The sequence below is a fragment of the Spirochaetota bacterium genome (assembly GCA_030154445.1).
GTDB lineage: Bacteria > Spirochaetota > Brevinematia > Brevinematales > Brevinemataceae > Brevinema_A.
On sequence record JAGUQW010000006.1, the window covers coordinates 135,676 to 157,001 of the forward strand.

At 30.3% G+C, this 21,326-nt stretch carries 21 protein-coding genes; 15 read left to right on the forward strand and 6 right to left on the reverse strand.

All coding sequences use genetic code 11. The features are described from left to right. Position 1 precedes the first annotated feature (1 nt). On the reverse strand, positions 2-646 hold the full coding sequence (locus KFW21_03885; protein MDK2818574.1) for an HAD-IB family phosphatase: 645 nt from the start codon (positions 644-646) through the stop codon (positions 2-4). Between the two features lie 210 nt (positions 647-856). Here KFW21_03885 and KFW21_03890 point away from each other — a divergent pair, with 210 nt between their 5' ends. The 7 genes from KFW21_03890 (at position 857) to alr (ending at position 9,150) form a co-directional block, all read left to right on the forward strand. Then, the gene (locus KFW21_03890) at positions 857-2,362 is read left to right on the forward strand and encodes a peptidylprolyl isomerase (protein ID MDK2818575.1); all 1,506 of its coding nucleotides are present in this window, start codon (positions 857-859) and stop codon (positions 2,360-2,362) included. Positions 2,363-2,430: 68 nt separating this feature from the next. Beyond that, the gene (locus KFW21_03895; protein ID MDK2818576.1) at positions 2,431-4,182 is read left to right on the forward strand and encodes a VacB/RNase II family 3'-5' exoribonuclease; all 1,752 of its coding nucleotides are present in this window, start codon (positions 2,431-2,433) and stop codon (positions 4,180-4,182) included. Positions 4,183-4,215: 33 nt separating this feature from the next. Further along, positions 4,216-5,193, forward strand: coding sequence for a prolipoprotein diacylglyceryl transferase (locus tag KFW21_03900; protein MDK2818577.1), 978 nt, complete (start codon positions 4,216-4,218; stop codon positions 5,191-5,193). Next, positions 5,193-6,980, forward strand: coding sequence for a DNA mismatch repair endonuclease MutL (gene mutL / locus KFW21_03905; GenBank protein MDK2818578.1), 1,788 nt, complete (start codon positions 5,193-5,195; stop codon positions 6,978-6,980). Before KFW21_03900 ends, mutL begins: the two co-directional genes overlap by 1 nt. Before the next feature lie 9 nt (positions 6,981-6,989). Further along, positions 6,990-7,544: a hypothetical protein gene (locus tag KFW21_03910; GenBank protein MDK2818579.1), complete on the forward strand. Its 555-nt coding sequence runs from the start codon at positions 6,990-6,992 to the stop codon at positions 7,542-7,544. Further along, positions 7,534-8,028: a stage II sporulation protein M gene (locus KFW21_03915; protein ID MDK2818580.1), complete on the forward strand. Its 495-nt coding sequence runs from the start codon at positions 7,534-7,536 to the stop codon at positions 8,026-8,028. The genes KFW21_03910 and KFW21_03915 overlap by 11 nt, the downstream gene beginning before the upstream one ends. Before the next feature lie 21 nt (positions 8,029-8,049). Continuing rightward, positions 8,050-9,150 carry an alanine racemase gene (gene alr, locus KFW21_03920; protein MDK2818581.1) on the forward strand — a complete coding sequence of 367 codons (1,101 nt, stop codon included), beginning with the start codon at positions 8,050-8,052 and terminating at the stop codon, positions 9,148-9,150. 152 nt (positions 9,151-9,302) lie between these two features. On the opposite strand, the gene namA is transcribed toward alr, so the two are convergent. From namA to KFW21_03940, 4 genes are all read right to left on the reverse strand, one after another. Then, positions 9,303-10,310 carry an NADPH dehydrogenase NamA gene (gene namA, locus KFW21_03925; GenBank protein ID MDK2818582.1) on the reverse strand — a complete coding sequence of 336 codons (1,008 nt, stop codon included), beginning with the start codon at positions 10,308-10,310 and terminating at the stop codon, positions 9,303-9,305. A 99-nt stretch (positions 10,311-10,409) separates the two neighbouring features. After that, positions 10,410-11,000: an ankyrin repeat domain-containing protein gene (locus KFW21_03930; GenBank protein ID MDK2818583.1), complete on the reverse strand. Its 591-nt coding sequence runs from the start codon at positions 10,998-11,000 to the stop codon at positions 10,410-10,412. 15 nt (positions 11,001-11,015) lie between these two features. Further along, positions 11,016-11,843 (reverse strand): hypothetical protein, encoded by an 828-nt coding sequence (locus tag KFW21_03935; protein MDK2818584.1) that lies wholly within the window; start codon positions 11,841-11,843, stop codon positions 11,016-11,018. Positions 11,844-12,018: 175 nt separating this feature from the next. Next, a complete protein-coding gene (locus KFW21_03940; GenBank protein MDK2818585.1) occupies positions 12,019-12,414 on the reverse strand; it encodes a hypothetical protein in 396 nt (131 codons plus the stop codon). A 207-nt stretch (positions 12,415-12,621) separates the two neighbouring features. Between KFW21_03940 and flgB the strand changes: the two genes are divergently transcribed. The 8 genes from flgB (at position 12,622) to fliI (ending at position 20,324) form a co-directional block, all read left to right on the forward strand. Further along, positions 12,622-13,047, forward strand: coding sequence for a flagellar basal body rod protein FlgB (gene flgB, locus KFW21_03945; protein ID MDK2818586.1), 426 nt, complete (start codon positions 12,622-12,624; stop codon positions 13,045-13,047). 40 nt (positions 13,048-13,087) lie between these two features. After that, entirely contained in the window at positions 13,088-13,543 is a 456-nt protein-coding gene (flgC, locus tag KFW21_03950) for a flagellar basal body rod protein FlgC (GenBank protein ID MDK2818587.1), read from the forward strand. Between the two features lie 80 nt (positions 13,544-13,623). Then, positions 13,624-14,169 carry a GNAT family N-acetyltransferase gene (locus KFW21_03955; GenBank protein ID MDK2818588.1) on the forward strand — a complete coding sequence of 182 codons (546 nt, stop codon included), beginning with the start codon at positions 13,624-13,626 and terminating at the stop codon, positions 14,167-14,169. 307 nt (positions 14,170-14,476) lie between these two features. Continuing rightward, positions 14,477-14,803 (forward strand): flagellar hook-basal body complex protein FliE, encoded by a 327-nt coding sequence (gene fliE / locus KFW21_03960; protein MDK2818589.1) that lies wholly within the window; start codon positions 14,477-14,479, stop codon positions 14,801-14,803. A gap of 173 nt (positions 14,804-14,976) precedes the next feature. Then, positions 14,977-16,683, forward strand: coding sequence for a flagellar M-ring protein FliF (gene fliF, locus KFW21_03965; protein MDK2818590.1), 1,707 nt, complete (start codon positions 14,977-14,979; stop codon positions 16,681-16,683). A gap of 23 nt (positions 16,684-16,706) precedes the next feature. Further along, a complete protein-coding gene (gene fliG, locus KFW21_03970; GenBank protein ID MDK2818591.1) occupies positions 16,707-17,753 on the forward strand; it encodes a flagellar motor switch protein FliG in 1,047 nt (348 codons plus the stop codon). Between the two features lie 65 nt (positions 17,754-17,818). Continuing rightward, positions 17,819-18,964, forward strand: a complete 1,146-nt coding sequence (locus KFW21_03975) for a hypothetical protein (protein ID MDK2818592.1) — start codon at positions 17,819-17,821, stop codon at positions 18,962-18,964. 52 nt (positions 18,965-19,016) lie between these two features. Then, the gene (gene fliI / locus KFW21_03980; protein ID MDK2818593.1) at positions 19,017-20,324 is read left to right on the forward strand and encodes a flagellar protein export ATPase FliI; all 1,308 of its coding nucleotides are present in this window, start codon (positions 19,017-19,019) and stop codon (positions 20,322-20,324) included. Between the two features lie 179 nt (positions 20,325-20,503). On the opposite strand, the gene KFW21_03985 is transcribed toward fliI, so the two are convergent. Next, a complete protein-coding gene (locus KFW21_03985) occupies positions 20,504-21,271 on the reverse strand; it encodes an MBL fold metallo-hydrolase (GenBank protein ID MDK2818594.1) in 768 nt (255 codons plus the stop codon). Positions 21,272-21,326: the final 55 nt, after the last annotated feature.

Sequence of the window (21,326 nt, forward strand, 5' to 3'; positions counted from 1 at the left end):
TTTATAAATGATTATTAGGGTTTGGTAAACCTGGTCTGATAGTCCCATTAGCTTCTACAGTAAATTGTTGTTGAGCTATGTTGAATAAAGGAAGATCATGTAAAGAATCTGAGTACATTTTGTCTATCGTATATTTTTGATTTGGATAATGTGCTTCTATATATTTGTACAAACGAGATACTTTTTCTTCATTTTTACAATTTTTACCAATAATAGTGCTGGTAACAGTGCTTTCTGTAGTACTAAAAATAGTTCCAATTAAAAAATCTATGGAGATTATATCCATAATAGGATATAGCATAATTTCAGCTGATGCAGATAGAATACCAATAATATAACCGTTTTTTTTATCTTGTTCTATTTGTTCGCAAGTATTAGGGAATAAATTATTTTTTTCTATAGCCCAAAAATCAGTAATAAAAGTTTCCCACTCTTCTTTTGTGAGTATAGATATAGGAGAAAAAAATATTTCTTTTAATCTATGTGTAGGAATGATTTTTAGAAAATAAAATGTAAATGATAATACAATTTTTGGTATTTGTAAGAGAGTCTTAGGATGTTTTTTAAATAAATACTTTAGTACCACTATCCCTGTATCTTTTTTGTAGATAGTTTTATCAAAATCATAAAGTGAAAGTTTTATCATATGAAATAACATCCTATTAAGATAGTTTTCTTTAATCATAGTATATGTTTTTTTTAATTTTTTTGCAAATTTATATAGTAATTCTTGGTATTATAATATATGAATATGATTTTTTTTATTTAAAATTTGAAATTTATAAATATATATGTTATTATATTTATGATATAATATATATATTTGTAATACATATAAATATATGATGGAGGAATTATGTTTAAATATTTTGGAGTATTAACTTTATTGATATTCGCTGTTTCATGTGGAAACAACAATACTTTAGTAACTTATCAAATTGGTGGGAAAACTAAAAAAATAACATCTGGTCAATTGTTAAAAGATATAAGAAGTCTTTATCCACAAGTATCTGAGCAAGATATGGAAAATTTTTTAGGGAATCAAGATACCCTAAAATTAGTAGCGCATAGTCGTTTAGTAGAACCTGAAATTCTAACATTAGAATCTATGAAAATTTCTAATTTTATTGATAGTGCCGAATATCAAGAGAATATAGAGCAACAAAAAAAAATACTTCCTTATCAGTTGGCGTATCAAAAAGGTCAAAAAATAGTACAAAAAGAACTACAAAGACAAAGTGTTGAAATAGCTGAAGTCTCTCGTATTATGTTTACAAATGGAGATCCTTTACAGATCGGAGAAGAGGTTGATGGTATATCAATGATTTCTCTTTTAGAAGAATTAAAAAATAGTGAAACTATTTTGGAAGATATTCCTGTTATGGCTGAAAAATATTCTCAAGAACCTTTAGGTGCTCAAACAGGTGGATATCTTGGTAGTATTCAAAAAGGTCAGTTCAAATCATTAGATGAAACAGTCTTTACAAAAAAAGCAAAAGGTTTGTATCCTGAAATTGTTATAGCGAATGATGGTAGTTATATTGTTTTCATTCATACTTCTGTACAAAAAAAGAAAGTTTCAGAATTAGAAAAAGATGGCGGCATGGTTTCATTAGCGGCAATAGAAGCAAATTATATTATGGATAATTTTGAATATCTTTACACAGTTAATCCAGAAACTCCAGATATTTACACTTTTAATAAAAAAGAAATAGCTGTAACTGATATTAAGGAAAATCAAAAACTCCTTAAGGTTTGGGGTAAAAGTTATACAGCAACACAACTTGCTCCTATTTTTGAAATTCTAGTAGGTAAATCTACTCAAGATTATACACCAGCTATAATATTACAAATACTTTCTGTTTCTCAACAACAACAGCCAGTGTCATCAATAGCTCAGCAGCTAGCGATTATGTTTAAAGGTTATAGTGATAGTTTGAAAAACTCTAAAGAATATAAAGATATGTTAAAATCAAATCTAGATTCTATGAAATTAGAAAATGTTTATCAAATTATGTCTGTTGAGGTCTTTAAAGATATTTCGACGAATGTTACTGATTCAGAAATAAAAGAATTCTATAATAATCCTGAAAACAAACAAATCTTATCTTATGCACAAAATGGAACTCCTGTTTATGCAACATTAGAAGAATCTAAAGAGAATATTAAGCAAGCTATACTTACTAGTAGATATACACTTGTTCAAAGTCAATTTAGAGAAAAAATAGCTAATCAATACAGTATTGTTTGGAATGATTTGGAATTAGTTAAATTTATAGAGAGACTAAGAAAAGACTATGGGGTTTATATCAAAAAAAATTCTAGTAAACAAAATGAAGAAAATATGATGAATTTACAGTAAATAATATAAAGTTAGCATAGAATATTCTATGCTAACTTTATATTTATACCAAATCAAGGGGAAATTTTTTGAGAGATCAAGATATATTAGAGTACATTAATAAAAAAAGAAATGTAAGTTTTGCTATCATTTACAAAAAATTTGATATAGAAACACCGAAACAAAAAAAAGATATTAAAACTATTATTCAACAATTACAAGATCAAGGCAATGTATCTGTTGATGCTAAGACTCATCGTATTATAGCGATAGGAACAAAAACATTACCGCGAACAAGTAGTTCTAAAGGTAAAACTTTTGAACGTAAAGATGATAGGCCTATTGTTCGTTATACAGATAACGCTGAAGAAGATTTGGCTTTAATAAAAGAAAAATTTCAATTGCCTAATGATTTTAATGCCGATATTGAGCGTGAAGTTCATAATGAAATTTGGAATAATCAACATTCTATAGAAAAACATAGGCAAGACCTTAGAGATTTGTTTGTTGTTACTATTGATGGTGCAGATTCTAAAGATTTGGATGATGCTGTCAGTATTTCTAAATCATTTTTTGGTGGTTGGGAATTAGGCGTGCATATTGCTGATGTGTCACATTATGTTCCTCAGCATACAGCACTTGACAAAGAAGCATTGAGTAGAGCTAATAGTTATTATTTTATTAATAAAGTAACACCGATGCTTCCACAAATGTTATCCAATGATCTATGTAGTTTAAATCCGAATGTAGAAAAAAAAGCTATGTCTGTTTTTATCAACTTTGACAATCAAGGTAATGTTAAAAAATATAGATTTACTCCTTCTATTATTAAAACAAATTATCGTATGACTTATGATAGAGTTGAAGAAATGATGAAGGGTAGTCCTGATAAAGATGAAACTTTAGTTAAAAATATTGATTTGATGAGTCAATTATTTCGAATTCTGCATACAAGAAGAATGAAAAATGGTAGTGTTGATTTTAATTTTAAAGAAAAAAAGATCATTCTTGATGACAATCAGTTGCCTACGAAAATTTATCAAAAAGATAGACTTGATTCAGAGCGTCTTATTGAAGAATTTATGCTAGCAGCCAATCAAGCTACAGGAGAATTCTTAACAAAAAATGGTCCTGGTTTGTATAGAGTTCATGATTTACCACCTGTTGAAAAATATCAAAAACTTAAAAATTTTGCAGGTAAAAGAGGCTATAAATTACCTGATGTTCCTAAACCAAAAGATCTTCAATTATTTATAGACTCATTGGTTGATTCTCCAGTGCAAATGAGTGGTGAAATACTCACCTTGCGTTCTATGGCTCAAGCTGTTTATCAGCAAGAAAATATAGGGCATTTTGGATTGGGCTTCACTTTGTATGCTCATTTTACTTCTCCTATTAGGCGGTATGCCGATCTTGTTGTTCATCGTTTAATTAAATATTATTTGTTTAAAAATGAATTTGATAAAATACCTTATACAAAAGAAGAATTAGATAACATTGCTACTCATATTTCTGCTCAAGAACGAATAGCAATGGAAGCTGAAAGAGATCTATGTAAAATCAAGTCTGTTCGTTATATGAAACCTTTTGAAGGAGAAACTATTAAAGGAACAGTTAGCTCTATAGCTAATTTTGGACTTTTTGTAGAAGATCCAACTTCTGGTGTAGAAGCAATGATACGTTATTCTGATATGAAAGAATATATTAATTTTAATGAAGAAGAGTTGATCGCGTATAATAGATCAAAAACAAAAATTTATAAAATAGGAATGCCTATAACTATTCGTATCGTACGAGTAAATGTAGAAAGAGGATTTATAGACGCAGAAGAAATTTTATAAAAATTTATTTGTAAAAAATATAAAGAGGTTAATATGTTAATACATCCAGCTATTCCCGTAGAACTTTTCAGTATAGGTCCCATAAGTATTCGTTGGTATAGCCTTATGTATATTATTGGTTTTATGTTTTTCTTTGGGTGGACTAAGTATGAAATCTCAAAAGATCGTTTGTTTATTTCAAAAAGTAATAAATTAACAGATTCTATCGAATTGTTAAGTGATCAATTATTTTATATGATGTTAGGATTAATTTTGGGCGGTCGTTTGGGCTATGTTTTTCTTTATAATCCTAGATATTATTTTTTAGAAGATCCATTAGCTATTTTTAGACCTTGGGAAGGTGGCATGAGTTTTCATGGTGCTTTTATGGGGACTTATCTTGGTGCAATGCTAGGTATGTACTTGTTCCGCAATCGAAGACGAGATTTTACTTTATTAGATTTGTCTGATATTGTGTTAACATCAGTTCCTTTTGGTCTTGCTAGTGGTCGTTTTGGAAACTTTATTAATGGTGAACTTTATGGGCGTCCTACTGATGTTGCTTGGCGAATGTTATTTCCTAGAAGACAAGAGTTAGGTCATACAGGTGGAGCGTTACTACCTATAGAACAAGTACAAACTATTATTGATTCTACCAAAATGATCTTAGAAAAAAATGTTACAGAATTTATTATAGGTGGTCAAACATTTGTACAAATTCCGCGTCACCCTTCTCAATTATATCATATGTTTTTGGAAGGTATAATGACTCTTATTATTCAAATGTTCTTATATTACAAAGTCCCTGCTGCTAAATACAGAGGATTTCTCACAGGATCATTTTTGATTTCTTATAGTTGTTCTCGTATTTTTACAGAATTTTTCAGAGAACCAGATTCTCAAATAGGATTTTTGTTTGGAGAATGGTTGACAGCGGGTATGATATACTCTGTTCCAATGTTTATTATTGGTATAGGATTAATACGATATAGTTTGATTACAAAACAAAACAATATTATTAGAGTAAAATAATGTCGTCTAAAATTACTATTTTAGATTCGGCAACAGCTATGAAAATCGCAGCGGGAGAGGTCATTGAAAAGCCTGCTTCCGCTGTTCGTGAATTACTGGATAACGCTATTGATGCAGAAGCAACATGGATATCTATAGAAGTAGAGCAAGGTGGAAAAGAATTTATTTCTGTACAAGATAATGGACTTGGAATGTCAGAAGATGATTTACAAAAAGCATATCTTAATCATGCTACTAGTAAAATACACAATTTTGATGATCTTGTTCGATTAAAAACATTTGGGTTTCGAGGAGAAGCTTTGGCTAGTTTGGCTGAAATAGCTCAATTAACGATAGCTTCTCGTGAACAAGAAAAGGATTTTGGGTCAGAATTAACAATTACTTTTGGAAAAAGGGGTTTGTTATCTCCTAAAGGAATGAATCAAGGAACTAAAATTTCGATCACAAATTTTTTTCAAAATGTTCCAGCTCGTTTAAAATTTTTAAGTACAGATACTTCTGAATATAGAGCAATTATTCAAGAGATGATCAAAAAAGCTTTGGCAAAACCTCAAACATCTTTTGAGTTGTCCCATAATGGTGAAAAAAAATATCAGCTTAATACGAGTCTTGATTTATATGATAGAATAGTAGATTTGTTTCCAGAATTAAAAGATGTGTTACAAGCATTTATTTATGAAGAAAAAGGAATTAAAGTTTATGGATTTCTATCGCATCCTTCTTGGTATAAAGCAACAAGAAGTTATCAATACTTATTTGTTAATGGACGCGTTATAGAATGGATGGCTTTTCGTCAACAAATAAATATTGCTTATAACAATCTTCTTCCACCATCAAAATTTCCTGCAGTATTTTGTTATATAGAAATTAATACAGAGTTAATTGATTTTAATGTACATCCACAAAAAAAAGAAATTCGTTTTGATAATGAAAAACTCGTTGCAGATATAGTAAGACGAGCAATACGAAGAGGTGTAGAGAAGTCGGATTTTGTTTTAGATGCTTCTCAGCAAGAAGAAATCACACAAGAGAGATCAAAATCTATCGTGCAATATTCTTCTAATAAGAATATGTCTTCAAATTATTTTGGATCTACTCCACTATATTCTTCAAAAAATAATATATCACATACTACTTCTAAAGATAGAATTAATTCTCCTTTGCACAGTGATCAAATACAAGAGTTATTTGAAAAAAAAGAAATGAACGCTTATGATATTATAATATCAGCTCGTTATGTGGGTACTATTTTTAATACTTTTCTTATTTTTGAATATCAAAATTTTTTATATTTAATAGATTTTCATGCCTTACATGAAAGAATACGCTATGAAAATATATTAAATCAATATAACAAAACTATTCCTAGCCAATATATTATTCCTATTATTTTTGAAGTGGCCACACATGAAGCTGTAATTTTTGAAAAGATAGAATACAAATTAATTCAATTAGGATTTCAAATATCACAAATTAGTGAATCTAGTTTTTCTGTAGAGGGAATTCCTAATGTTCTCAGTGTAGGAAATGCAGAAACAGTATTAAGAGAATTGTTTGTAGAAGATCTCTCTATCCAAGATTCTCACCGTTGGGATTCTCTTTGTAAAATGATTGCTTGTAAGGGATCTGCTCGTTCTGGTGATACACTTTCTTGCGATGAGATTCAAGTATTACTCGAAGAATGGAAAAATTGTGAAAATCCTCAATCCTGTCCCCATGGAAGACCTATTGTTGTTCCTATGAGTAGAGGATTTTTTGACAAAGAATTTAAAAGAACAGGATTTTAAGAGGTATTTATGAAAAAATTTAGTATTATATTATTATTATTAGTAACAGCTTGTTCTCCTAAAAAAATAGATCAAACACCAGTTCAACAAATTATTCTTGAATTGGATAGACCAAGAATGGAAGTAATTATTAAATTGATGCCAAATATTTTAAGAAAATCGGAAGAGTTCAAACAACAAGCTAATACTTCAAAAGTAACTACTGTAGAATATAATCGAAAATTTTATCAATATTTGTTTGAAGATCAAGATTTTGCAATGAAATTAAACGATGCTGGATTTAAAGATACTTTAGATTATGAAAATTTTTATACAATAATGATAGAAATGTATGTTTTATTGTTGAAACAACCAGAAGTGCTGGATACAGCTGTAGTAAGCATCCCATCTTATAATAAAGAAGTAACCTCTTTATTGCTTAAAAAAGCTCAAGAACCTAATAATCAACGCTTGGTAGAAACATTAAATAAACTTCAATATGAATTAACAGTATATAAAAATCTTGTTTTAGTCAATGCTTTTATGGGAGAATTGAATTCATTAAATAAAAAAGATGACAAATAAATATTTACAAAGTATTAGAGAGTATATTTTTGCAATTATTTGTGCTATTTTATTTTCTATTACTATTCCTACTGATTCTATACAAAGTATACAAAATATCTTTGTATACTTCTTATCTCTAATTCCACTAACAACTCCTAGCTTGTTGTTAGTTAATTTAGGGACAATGATTTTGATTTTGATTTGTGGATTAAAATATATAGAAAGTGTTTCTTTTTTTATTGTACTGAATGGTGTTGCTTTTGGAATTATCTTAGCTATGTATAAATCAACGATATTAACTTTTATTAGTTTAGTATTTCCTCATTCGATATTTGAGACAAGTTTAATGATTATTTACTGTTCACAAGTAAAATTTCTTTCTAAAGCCTACAAACAAAAAGATTACCAACAAATTAAATATTCTTGGCGAATAATATTTTTTGTCTGTATACCATTATGGTTAATTTCTAGTATTTTAGAAGGATCTTCTGTTATCAAATAATAATTTTATAATGAGGATAAGATGTTTCTCAAAGCAACTCGAGCTGAAATAAATTCTAAAGCATTCATTTCTAATTTAAATATTTTTCGTCAAAAAATTGGTTCTAAAAAATTATGTCTCGCTGTGAAGGCCAATGCTTATGGTCATGGATTATTACCAATAGCAATATTAGCACAGGATAACAAGGTAGATATGCTTGCTGTAGCTAGAGTCGATGAAGGAATTATTCTTCGTCGTGGTGGAATAACGATACCTATTTTAGTATTATCACCTTTTATCAAACAAGAGTTAAAGTTTATTTTTCAATACAAACTTACTCCTATGTTAACACATTTAGATTATTTGGAAGATATAAAAAATTTTTCATTACAATACAAATATCCTTTATCTATACATATAAAAATTAATACAGGAATGAATAGAGTTGGTTTTTCGACAGTAGCCATTAAACAACAATTAGAACCTTTGTTAAATAATCCATCAATTAGTATTACTGGAATAGGATCACATTTTGCTTATGCTGATGAAAAAACAGAACTAGCTATTCAAAAAACAAAAGAACAAATAGAAATGTTCAAAATAGCTATTGACGAAATTAGTGATTTTTTAGATAGTGATGTTATTATTCATATAGCAAATACGGCGGCAACAATTAATCATATAGAATCGCATTATAATATGGTTAGGATAGGAATAGGGGCTTATGGTTATTCTTTGGATCAAGATTTGGGATTGATCCCCATTCTTAATTTTAAATCAAAAGTAGTTTATTCTCAAAAAATTACTAAAGGAGAATCTGTATCTTATAATGGAACATGGGTAGCCACTAAAGATACGAATATAGCCTTATTACCTATAGGATACGGAGATGGTTATCCGAGATCTTTATCAAACAAAGCTCATGTCAAAGTAGGCACACAATATTTTCCTGTTATTGGAAATATCTGTATGGATATGATGATTATAGATACAGGAGAGGAACTTATTCCTATAGAAACAGATGTTTTGATTATGGGTAATGACGCATTATTAAATGCAGAACAATTAGCAACACAAATAGGTAGTATTTCTTATGAAATGTTGACATCTATTAATGAAAGAGTTCCTAGAATTTATATATAAAAAATAATATTATACAAAACAAAAATACCCCTAATAATAGGGGTTTTTTTGTTGCTTTGAAAGGCTTTAGCCTAACTCACTACCGGAACGTCTTTCATTTATATTGTCGACTATTACTGTATCAAAACTGAAATGAAAAGAGCAAATTTTATCTAAAAACTTGTTTTATAAGCTTTTGGAAGATCAATAGCTTCTTTGAGATCATGAGCTGCTTGAATAGCCCAATTTGGATTTTTATTTAGAGCACGACCAAGGAATATAAGATCAGCTTTGTTTTGTTGTAGTATTTTTTCAGCTTGTTTAGCTTTTTTTATTATTCCTACTGCTCCTACAGGAATAGAAATATGCTTCTTTAACATTTTAGATAAAGGTACTTGATAGCCAGGATATATTTTGATATTCAGATCATCAATAATACCACCAGAGCTAACATCAACAAAATCTATACTATCAATATCTTTAAATAATTGTATATAATCAGTAACTTGCAATCCTTCTTTTTTATAATCAGTAGCCGATATACGAACAAATAATACACCTTTATAAAATTCTCTAATACGAGTAAGAATTTCTTTTAAAAAACGAGCTCTATTTTCTGGAGAATCGCCGTAATTATCTTTTCTATTATTTGTTATAGGTGATAAAAATTGATGTATTAGATATCCATGGGCTGCATGAATTTCGATTACATCGAATCCTGCCTCAATAGCTCTTTTCACACTACTAATAAACTGATCTTGTACGGTAGCGATATCTTCGAGAGTCATTTCTATAGGAATAGAATAGCGTTGATCAACAACGACATTACTACAACTCATAGCAGTATGAGGAATATTACTTTTTCGTCCTGCATGAGCTATCTGTATTCCAGCTTTAGAACCTTGTTGTTTGATGGTTTCGCACAATTCTTTGAGTCCTGCAAGATGTAGATTATTCCATATTCCAAGATCTGCATCTGTTATACGGCCTTCTGGAGAAACACTTGTGGCTTCTATAATAATAAGTCCTACTTGACCTATGGCTCTTGCACCATAATGTATATGGTGGAATTCTTTTACAAAACCTTGATTATCAGACATGCCTAGACACATAGGAGACATCACAATACGATTTTTTAATGCTAAATTATTAATAATTATAGGAGAAAATAAAACACTCATAAGACCCTCTTGTTTTTTTTAGTATAACATATTTTACTAAATCATTCTATCTGTATTATTAAATAATACAGATTATTGTAGCGATATTTGTTAAAATAGTTATTTTTCAGCACCGGCTTCTATGAGTATACCTATGATTTCGACGTGTCCATTAGAAGTTGCCCACTCTAAGGCTGTTTTACTATCGTCATCTTTTAATTGAACATCAACACCTGATTTTATAAGATATTTTGCCATGTCTGTGTATCCATTAAAAGCAGCAAACATTAGTACTGTTTCATTATTATTGTTGGTAGCATGGATATCAGCTCCAGCAATAAGGAGGGCTTTGGCTACTTCTATGTGTCCATTAAATGCAGCCAACATTAAAGCCGTCTCTCCAGTATTGTTTGGACTATTAATTCTAGCTTTAGCTTTGAGAAGAGCCCTTACAACATCTATATGTCCCTCACTAGAAGCCCACATTAAGGCAGAATTACCGTCGATATCTTTGGCACTAATATCAGCCTCAGCGTTTATGAGTATTTTGACTATTTCAATATGCCCTTTTTCTGAAGCTAATATCAAGCCTGTACTGTTATCATCTTCTGTTTTGGCATTGATATTAGTCCCATCTTCTATCAGATATTTCACATCTTTGGTTTTTCCGTCTTCGCAAGATTTAAACCATGAATTTTTGATATCACTCATTATACTGTCCTTTTTTTATTCTGTAATACACTTAACTAATTCTATAGTATCAGAAAATGAGCGAATTCTCATAAATACTCCTGTCCCATTACGACTACCACCAAAATTAGTATTACCTTCAATAGTTTGAACAATTTGCTTTTCAGCATCTAAGATATCTACTATAATAAATACATGGGTAGCTCTATTTTTAGTTGGAGATATTACTAATCCTATATCACCGGCTTCAATTGATGTTTTTTTGTTTAATATATCATTGTAAGAAAAACACAAGTTAGCATCTTTTGCACCTTGATGGAACTCTTCACAAATAAATGTATTAGCATAGTGATTTGTAAATTTTTGATTTATTGTGCTAAAAGCTTGATCTAATATAGTACAGACAAAACCTTGACACCAATACCACTCTTCACCATCATGACCACCCATGTAAGATCGTACCCATGGGCCTTGATTTAGTTGGTTAATTTCACAGGATCTATATTGAAGATGTTTTTTAGCAAAAAAAACAATTTTATCTCTTAGAGATTTTTTATTAAAGGATTCCAAAGAAAAAGCTTCTTTCATTGGAGCAAGCATATCGAGAAATAATTGATTAGTAATAATACCATCAGCTTTGACATTAAATTCAGGTTGTAGCGCTAGTACAATCTTTTGTGTGTGATCTCCCCAAATACCATCTATTATGATGGTATCAATATCGATGTTGGTGTCTAATTGCCATAAATACAATAGCTCTTGTATTCTTTTAACATTATTTCCTTTATCACCATAAGAAAAATTTTCTTTTGATAAAGGAGTGAGTTCGTGAAGATAGTCTTTTTTTACTAAAAAATCATTCATATATTCCTCCCACAATGTTAATATTTATTTATTATAAATTGATTTAGTATTTTAATCAATGGATACCATTATATAAAAAACCCCATACTATTATTGTATGAGGGTGTTTTTTGATTTTCATCTTTAATATAAAATAAATATCTAGCTTAAGATACTAAAATATCTTGTTATTTTGTTATTTTTGTTGGAATGTAAAATTTAAGCCTTTTTTAGTTAATTCTAAGGCTATTTGTTCAGGAGTATTAGGTTTTAATTTAATACCACCTATTTGATCACTACTAGTAAGAAGAATTCCACCATCGTTTATTTGAAAAGCATCATAATGAACTTTCCCTCCACGATTACCTTCATATACAGCAATATCACCTATCATTTTAACAAAAGTATGTTTGTAGCCTGTATTTTTTTTAAGAATAACTAATTTTCCATCTGCAGAAAATTCGTATTGAGTAGTAATATCTTCTATGGATTGTCCTACAATTGTTTTACCCTGAACTTGCTCAAAAAAAGTTGTATTAGCATGGGCAAAACTTACGATAGTTGTCATTAATAATAATAATATTGATTTCATTTTATCTCCTTATTTTTCTCTTAAGCTAAGTATTATTACTTGTAATAATACTTAGCATACACTTTTATACAAATTAATGCAATAATAGAGCGTTATAGTTATTATAATATGATATAACAAAATATTTTTTATAAAAACTATAAAGTAATTTTTTTTTATTCCGAAAATAATAGAGAAAGAGTTTTTGTATTATTAGGGAGAATTTCTATGATTTTTGGAAATACCTCATCAGGTTTCGGTCGTACCTCAGCTATGCTAGAGCAAGGTATTCAAGCTTCTACTCTTAGAAGACAACTAATTGCTAATAATATCGCTAATGTGGATACCCCAGGCTATAAAAGAGCAGAGCTTAGTTTTGAATCTCAAATTCGTCGTGCTGTTGCATCTGAGACACCACCACGCCTTGCCACATATAAAACTGATGCTAGGCATATTGACTTCAATAAAAAAATTGATTTTACCAAAGTTCAACCTCGTATCAGTGTAGAGTATGATACATCTTATCGTAATGACGGAAATAATGTTGATATCGATGTAGAATCGGCACAAGCAGCTACTAATACCATGCAATATAATCTCATGATGGAATTATATAGTAGAAATATTAAATTACTTGATATAGCGATGAGATAATAATAATATAAAAAATAAAAAAACAAAGTAAGAGGCTAGTATGGGTTTATTTACCAGTATGAATATCGGAGCGACAGGGCTTAGTGCTCAACGCATGAACATTGATGTTATTGCAAACAATATAGCTAATGCTAATTCAACACGCACGACAGAAGGTGGTCCTTATCAACGGTCAAGAATTATTTTAACACCAAGAGCTGGCGTGCCTGTATTCAAAAGCCCTCATGTACCTGATGCTCTTCAACCAGCTATGGGTGGCGGTGTGAAAGTTAATTCTATAGAAAAAGACGAGTCACCGGCTAGAATGGTGAACGATCCAACACATCCAGATGCGATTACTAATGGGAAATGGGCTGGTTATGTAGCATATCCTAATGTTAATATTGTCAAAGAAATGGTAAATATGATCTCTGCAAATAGGTCTTATGAAGCTAATGTTAGTATGATTGATTCTTCTAAACAAATGTTTGAAAGAGCTTTAAGATTAGGACAATAATAGTTATTACTAATTATTAAAAAACATAAAAAACTATCTAATATTTATATTAGATAGTTTTTTAATTAAGGATCATAAAGATGATAGATCATAGCGATAGCAAAGAATACAAAAATTTGTTTTTCACTTATATGAAGTCGGATAATTTGGCTGATATTATAGAGATCTTATCTAATACCAAAGTATGTGAGTATCTATTTTTTGCACCTTGTCCTAAAGAACATTTGGAAGATTATTTTTTACCCAAAATTCATAAAATTCAAGATCAATTAAAAGAACAGAGATTACCTAATACGCATCTCTTTGTTATAAAAAAAGATGACAGGGTAGTAGGGTATTGTGGAATAGACGCTATTGCTTATTCATCGAATAATTATACTATAGGCTATACGATAGATGAACCTTTTTGGGGACAAGGCTTGGGGACGATTGTAGGAGAATTTTTGGTGTATTATGCTTTTGAAGTGTTAAAGGCTAGAAAATTAACAGGTGATTGTTTTGAACAAAATATAGGCTCTGCAAAAATAATGAAAAATCTAGGATTCAAGTTAGAAGGTGTTGTTCGTGATTTATATAAAAAAAATAATATTTATTGTAACAATCTATTATTTGGCCTCTTAAAATAAAAGAATACCAAAATATAAACATCTGCCGTTTTTAACAACTTTAACTATTTAAAATAAGAGTTTTTTCAAAGTCATAAAGGTATATTTTTATGATGCTAAATCTACTCAGGATTGAAATAATAAAACTATTAATATAAGATTAATAAGAATCAAAATAAATAACAAGACAAACACCTTCTAAATTTAGGGGGTGTTTTTATTTCGAAACAGAGGTGAATAATAAAATTTATAGCTGTCTATAATTTGCTAAAAAATATTATTTGACTTTATAATATATATGTAGACTACATACTTTGAGGAGGCTCTCGTGAAAATAGGAACATCATCCGTGAATCAAACGACATTACAGATGAATCAACTGGATTCAAGGCATATTAATAAGAATCAAAACAAAGCTATGTCAGGTGATGTAGAACAAAGTTTTGCTGAAGTGTTTTTTAATGTTGTTAATAACATTAACGCTAATCAAAATGATGCTGATCAATTACAACAAGCGGCAATTACAAGACCAGATTCTGTAAATGTGTCTGATATTTTAATTGCCACAGAAAAAGCTCGTTTGTCTGTAGGGATGTTAAAATCTGTTACAGAAAGAGCAACAAGAGCTTATAGTGAGATAATGAATATTCGCTAATAAATGATGTGTTATAAGTGTGCATTATAAACAAAATGTTTTACGATTGTGTCTTTAAGATACAATCGTTTGAATAGATTAGAATAAAGAAGAATTTCTCTCTTCTTATTTATCGGAATATTTCTGTAATATATTAGTCAAAAATAAATCAAAAATAATAAATAGAGGGAATGATGCCAAATTGGAATACTTTGTTATTAAAAATTAAAGAGAAATTTGTACAATTATCTCTACAATATAAAATTTTTATGGCAGGTAGTTTGTTTCTTGTAGTTTTAAGTGGTTTTTTCATAGTTTTTTTATCTACACGAGTAGGGAATGCCGCACTATTATACAAATCGCCATTATCGCCAGATGACTACGCTAGAGTAACAATGGCCTTACAAGAACAACAAGTACAATTTGATACCAAGCAAGATCAGTATATTTTGGTTAAAGATCCTGAAACAGCTAAAAATATTCGTATGACTTTAGGTCAGGCAGGTATTATACCTCAAAATGTGCGTGGTTGGGAGCTTTTTGATGTACAACGTTTTACTACTACAGATTTTGAAAGAGATATAAATCTTCGTCGTGCTATTATTGGTGAAATGACAAAACATATCAAGACACTAGGTGATGTGGAAGATGTTAGTATACAGGTTTCTTTTCCTGATAAAAAGCTATATTCTGATTCTCAAACTCCTGTTACAGCCTCTATTGTTATTACACCAGCACCCTATTCTGATATTGCTAATAATAAAGCTAAAATTCAAGGTATTGTTAATTTGGTTGCATATGGGATTCCAGAATTAAAAAAAGATGATGTTGTGGTAGTAGATAATAAGGGTAATGTATTATCAGATATGCTTGTTCCTAATGACGGTGATGAACAAGTTAGAATAGCTAGAGAACAACTGCGTATTATGGAAAGAGAAAGAGCTCGGTATACAGCTCGTGTTGTTGATGCTTTAAGTATTTCTTTGCCTAGAGATAGATATCTAGTCTCTGCTGATATAGAATTTGATTGGAATACAAGAACATCAACTAAAAAAGAATTAATACCTACCGTTATTAAACCTGATAATCCTGTTACTCCTTACGATGATAGTGAAACAGTTTTAGAAGTGCTTGTTAGTGAAGATAGGGTTGAAGAGAATTACAGAGGACCTTCTTATATTCCTGAAGGTCCAGCAGGTGTTGATGACAATGTTCCTCCTGGATTAAAAGACAAAATCGATAGATTTAATCAATACGAAAAAAATCAAACAACAAGAAATGTAACAACAGGAACTCAAGAATCCTTGGAAAAAAAAGCTCCGTATCTTATCAAAAGAATCAGTATATCTGTTGCTATTGATGGGACATGGAGTATCAATAGAAAACCTAACGGTGAAGAAATCATATCTAACGGAAGTATTACACGAGAGTATACTCCTATAGATACGAAAGAACTTAGATCTTATCAAGAATTGGTGCAAGGTTCTGTAGGATTTAATGCTGCTCGTTTAGATCAAGTCGTAGTTAGAGCGTTAAAGTTTGATAGAACTGCTCAATTTGCTTTAGAAGATGGAGTTGTTCGTCGTAGAGTTTTAATTAATAGAATTATTTTGATGTCTATGTTTAGTTTAGTTGGATTAATAATATTAATTATTTTGTATAGAATATTAGCAACTCATTTGGAAATTAGACGTAGACAAAAAGAAGAAGAGCGATTGCGTCAACAAGCTCTTATGCGAGAAGCCGCTCTTAGACAAGCTGAGGCAGAACAGGCTGGAATGGAATTATCTATGGAAGAAAGAGCCTCTAATGAACTTCTGGACAGTGTTATTAACGCTGTCCGTGAACATCCACAAGAGACTGCTAAGTTATTAAGAACATGGCTCATCGAAGAAAAATAATATAATAGATATTGGAGATAGGGATGGCTGATAAAGCAATTGCCGAGAAAGGTGGACGCTCGAGTAAAAAGAAGATTTTAACAGGAAAAGAAAAAGCAGCAGTTTTTCTTATTAGTATAGGATCTGAAGTTTCCTCTGAAGTGTTAAAACATCTAAAAGAAGACGAAATCGAAGAAATATCTTTTGAATTAGCTAGAGCAGACTATGTAACATCAGAATCAAGAGATGAAGTTTTGATGGAATTTCAAGAATTAATGATGGCTCAAGATTTTATCATGAGTGGCGGTGTGGACTATGCTCGAGAAGTACTAGAGAGAGCTTTGGGTACACAGCGTGCTGTAGATATTATTAATAGATTAACATCTTCTTTACAAACAAAACCATTTGACTTTATTAGAAAAACAGATCCTGCTCATTTAGTAAACTTTATTCAAAATGAACACCCTCAAACGATAGCACTTATTTTATCTTATTTGGATCCAGGCAAAGCTGCACTAATTTTAGCGGCATTGAATACAGATTTACAAGCAGATATTATGAAGCGTATTGCAACTATGGATAGAACATCTCCTGAAATTCTTCGTGAAGTTGAAAGGGTATTAGAGCGTAAGTTATCTACACTCAGTAGTGAAGATTTCACATCTGCCGGTGGTATCGATGCTGTTGTTGCTATTATTAATAACGCTGATAGAACAACAGAGCGTAATATTATAGAAAGCTTGGAAGAGGATGATCCAGATTTGGCAGAAGAAATCAAAAAGAAAATGTTTGTCTTTGAAGATATTATTACTCTTGATGATAAAAGTATTCAAAAAGTTATGCGAAATGTTGATAATACAGATCTTTCAAAAGCTCTCAAATCTGTTGATGCTGAAGTTCAGGATAAAATATTTAGAAATATGTCAAAACGCGCAGCTCAAATGCTTAAAGATGATATGGAATTTATGGGTCCTGTTCGTCTTAAAGAGGTTGAAGAAACACAGCAAAAAATTGTATCTATTATCAGAAAATTGGAAGAACAAGGTGAAATTGTCGTATCTCGTGGTGCTGATGATGATCTGGTTGTATAAAGTTTTATGAAAATAAATATATAATATTATAAAAAAAAGAAACATTATACTATTTGGAGTATTTCGTGTTACAAAAATCTTTTAATCCTCACGCAAGAATTTTACATGATGGTCAGTATGAAATAAGAACAACATCAATAGATGTACCTATTAAAGAATTTGATACAGAAAATATGTTGGAAAAAAATATTCAAAAAAGAATTTCATCCATGCATTCTGAAATTGAAGAATTAGAAATCAAAATCAAAGAAAAAAGACGAATTAGCCAAGAAAAGGCTGATACAATTTTAGTACAAGTTCAAGATGAAGCTAAAAAGGTCTTAGAAGAAGCAGAACAACATGCGTTTAATCGTGTACAGAAATCTGTTCAAGAAAAAGAAACTACTCTTCAACAAACATCTCAAGAAGTAGAAATGATCAGAGCAAAAGCCTTGCGTGAAGCAGAGGAAATGAAAGAAGATGCAAATAAAGACTCAATCAAAATAAAAGATATAGCTCAAAAAGATGGTTATGAAGATGGTGTTCAAAAAGGAATAGCAGCGAGTCAAACTGAAGTTGATTTTGCTATAGAAAGACTACACAGTATTGTTGCAGAAACAGCTAGAGAACGAGAAAGAATTCTAAATCATAGTGAAACCCAGGTGATTAATCTTGTTATAACAATGGTTAAAAAAGTTGTTAAAAAACTTACAGCAGAACATCAAGATGTTGTTATGAATAATGTAAGATCTGCTTTAGAGTTACTTAGAGGTGCGATGACTATTTTTATACGAGTATCACCTTTAGATTTTAATTATGTGAGTTCTTTTAAAGAAGAGCTAGTTAGAAAGATAGAAAGACGAGCTGATTTAAAATTTATTGAAGATCCAACTATAGAACCAGGTGGGGTCTATATAGAAACGGATACAGGTGATATTGATGTTACGATTCGTTCACAGCTGGAAGAATTAGAAAATCAAATGCGTTTTTATATGCCTATAAAAGTTAAATCTCCAGAAATAAAAAGACGAGAACAAGAAAATTCAGAACAATTAGCAAAAGAACAAGAAGAAGATGTTCAAAAAGAAATTCGAGAACAATTAGCAAAGACTGATTTTGCTCAACGAGAAGAATTTATTTCTAAACCAGGAATAAAAGATGAGCTTTCTCATCCTGTAGATCTTCTTGATACAGAAGAAATGGAATCTTATGAAAAGGATTCTGAAAAGTAGATTTCTCAGAAATCCTAGAATGATAACACTATCTAATAAAAGAGAGAATTAAATGAATGATGTTTTTTTAAAGTATCAAAATGCTGTCAATAGAACTACTGTTCTCAAAACTTATGGTAAATTAGAAAATCTGAATGGTTTATTAATTGAAAGTATAGGTCCTGTTGGTGCTATAGGAGATCTTTGTTATATTCATACTAGTGCAGAAGAACCTGTGAAAGCAGAAATTGTAGGTTTTAAAAATGGCAAGACACTTCTTATGCTTTTAGGTCATTTACAAGGTATTTCTCCTGGAATGAAGATAGAAAATACAATGCATCCTTTACAGATTTCTGTAGGAGATGCTTTATTAGGTAGGGTTATCTCTGGTGCAGGTGAGCCTATAGACAAGTTAGGTTCTATACAAACACCAGAAAAAATCAATATAGATAGAATTCCTCCAGATCCTTATTTACGACAAAGAATCACTGATGTAATTTCGACAGGTGTTAGAGCTATTGATGGTGTTCTTACGGTTGGACAAGGTCAAAGGCTTGGTATTTTTGCAGGAAGTGGTGTTGGTAAATCTACCTTAATGGGAATGATAGCTCGTAACACAAATGCAGATGTAAATGTGATTGCTCTTATTGGAGAGCGTGGTAGAGAAGTTAGAGAATTTTTAGAAAATGAACTAGGTGAAGAAGGACTAAAAAAATCAGTAGTGATTTCTGTAACAGGTGATGAACCAGCATTATTGAGAATTAGAGGAGCTTATATAGCGACAGCTATTGCAGAACACTTTAGAGATCAAGGTAAAAATGTTATGTTTATGATGGATTCTGTAACACGATTTGCTATGGCTCAGCGTGAAGTTGGATTATCTATTGGAGAACCACCTGCGATGAGAGGTTATACTCCGAGTGTATTTTCTACCTTACAAAAATTATTAGAAAGAACAGGTACTGGAGAGATTGGAACTATCACGGCATTTTATACAGTCTTGGTAGAAGGGGATGATGATAATGAACCTATCTCTGATACTGTAAGAGGTATTCTTGATGGGCATATTCTTTTATCACGAGCATTGGCTGATAAAAACCATTTTCCTGCAATTGATATTTCGTCTAGTATTTCTCGTGTGATGAAAGATATTACTACAAAAGAACATATACGCTTAGCTGGAAAATTAAAAGAAATTGTTTCTACATACAAAGATTCAGAAGATTTAATTAATATAGGGGCTTATGTTCGAGGAACAAATCCTCTTGTTGAAGAAGCATTACTTAAAATACCAAATATTAATCAATTTTTAAAACAAGATATTGACGAACACTCTTCTTTTGAAGAAACATTTGATCAATTACAAAAAATTATTAATTAAAACACTCAGTATCAAAACAGAGTGTTTTTTTTATGGATTTACCTTTCTAATTTGCAAAATTTTGTATAAATTATAGATAACAATTTATAATTTCTAATAATTATGAATAAGATATAAATTTTTAAAAGTATGCATTTTTTCTAGTTGATTTTTATATAAAATCGTGTATAATATTGATATTATATAATACTAATTGTCAAACCATCATAAGCGACATGAATATTTGTAGGTAAAATATCACACCAATTTTGATGCGATAGTTCATGGTTCATATGTATGAGATAAGTTTTTTTTGCTTGAATTTGTTGTGTCAGTTTTAGAACTTCTTCCAAATTAAGATGAGTGTTATGAGTTTGAATTCTCAAACAATTAATAACCAAGGTGTCAATATTTTGGATTTGTTGTAATGTTTCTATAGGCAAACTTTTCACATCAGTTAAATAAGCGAGATTATTTATTTTATATCCTGTAATAGGTAATTTACCATGCATCACTAAAAGAGGGGTAATAGTAATATCATTAATATAAAAAGTTTGATAATGTTCAATAATAATATCTTTGAATTGTGTTAATCCACCACCTATTTGAATATTAGTGTTATCAAATATATAACTAAAAACTCTTTTGATATCTTTTAGTGCTGAAGAATCTGCATAGAGTTCTAACGCCTTATACCAAGAAAAAGGACGCAGTTCATCTAATCCCATAATATGATCAAAATGAGAATGTGTTATCAGTATAGCGGATAAAGATTGGATATTATAGCGAAGTAATTGTGTCCTAATGTCAGGACCAGAATCTATCAAAATCCGCTCTGTATTTGTTTCTAATAAAGCAGCACAACGGAGTCTAGAATCTTTAGGATCTTTAGAGAGGCACACTTTGCAGGCACATCCTATAACAGGTACACCAGAAGAAGTACCTGTACCGAGAAATGTTAATTTCATATGAGCCTCAATAGAATAATAGTATGTTAAAATTATATAATATAATAATAAAATT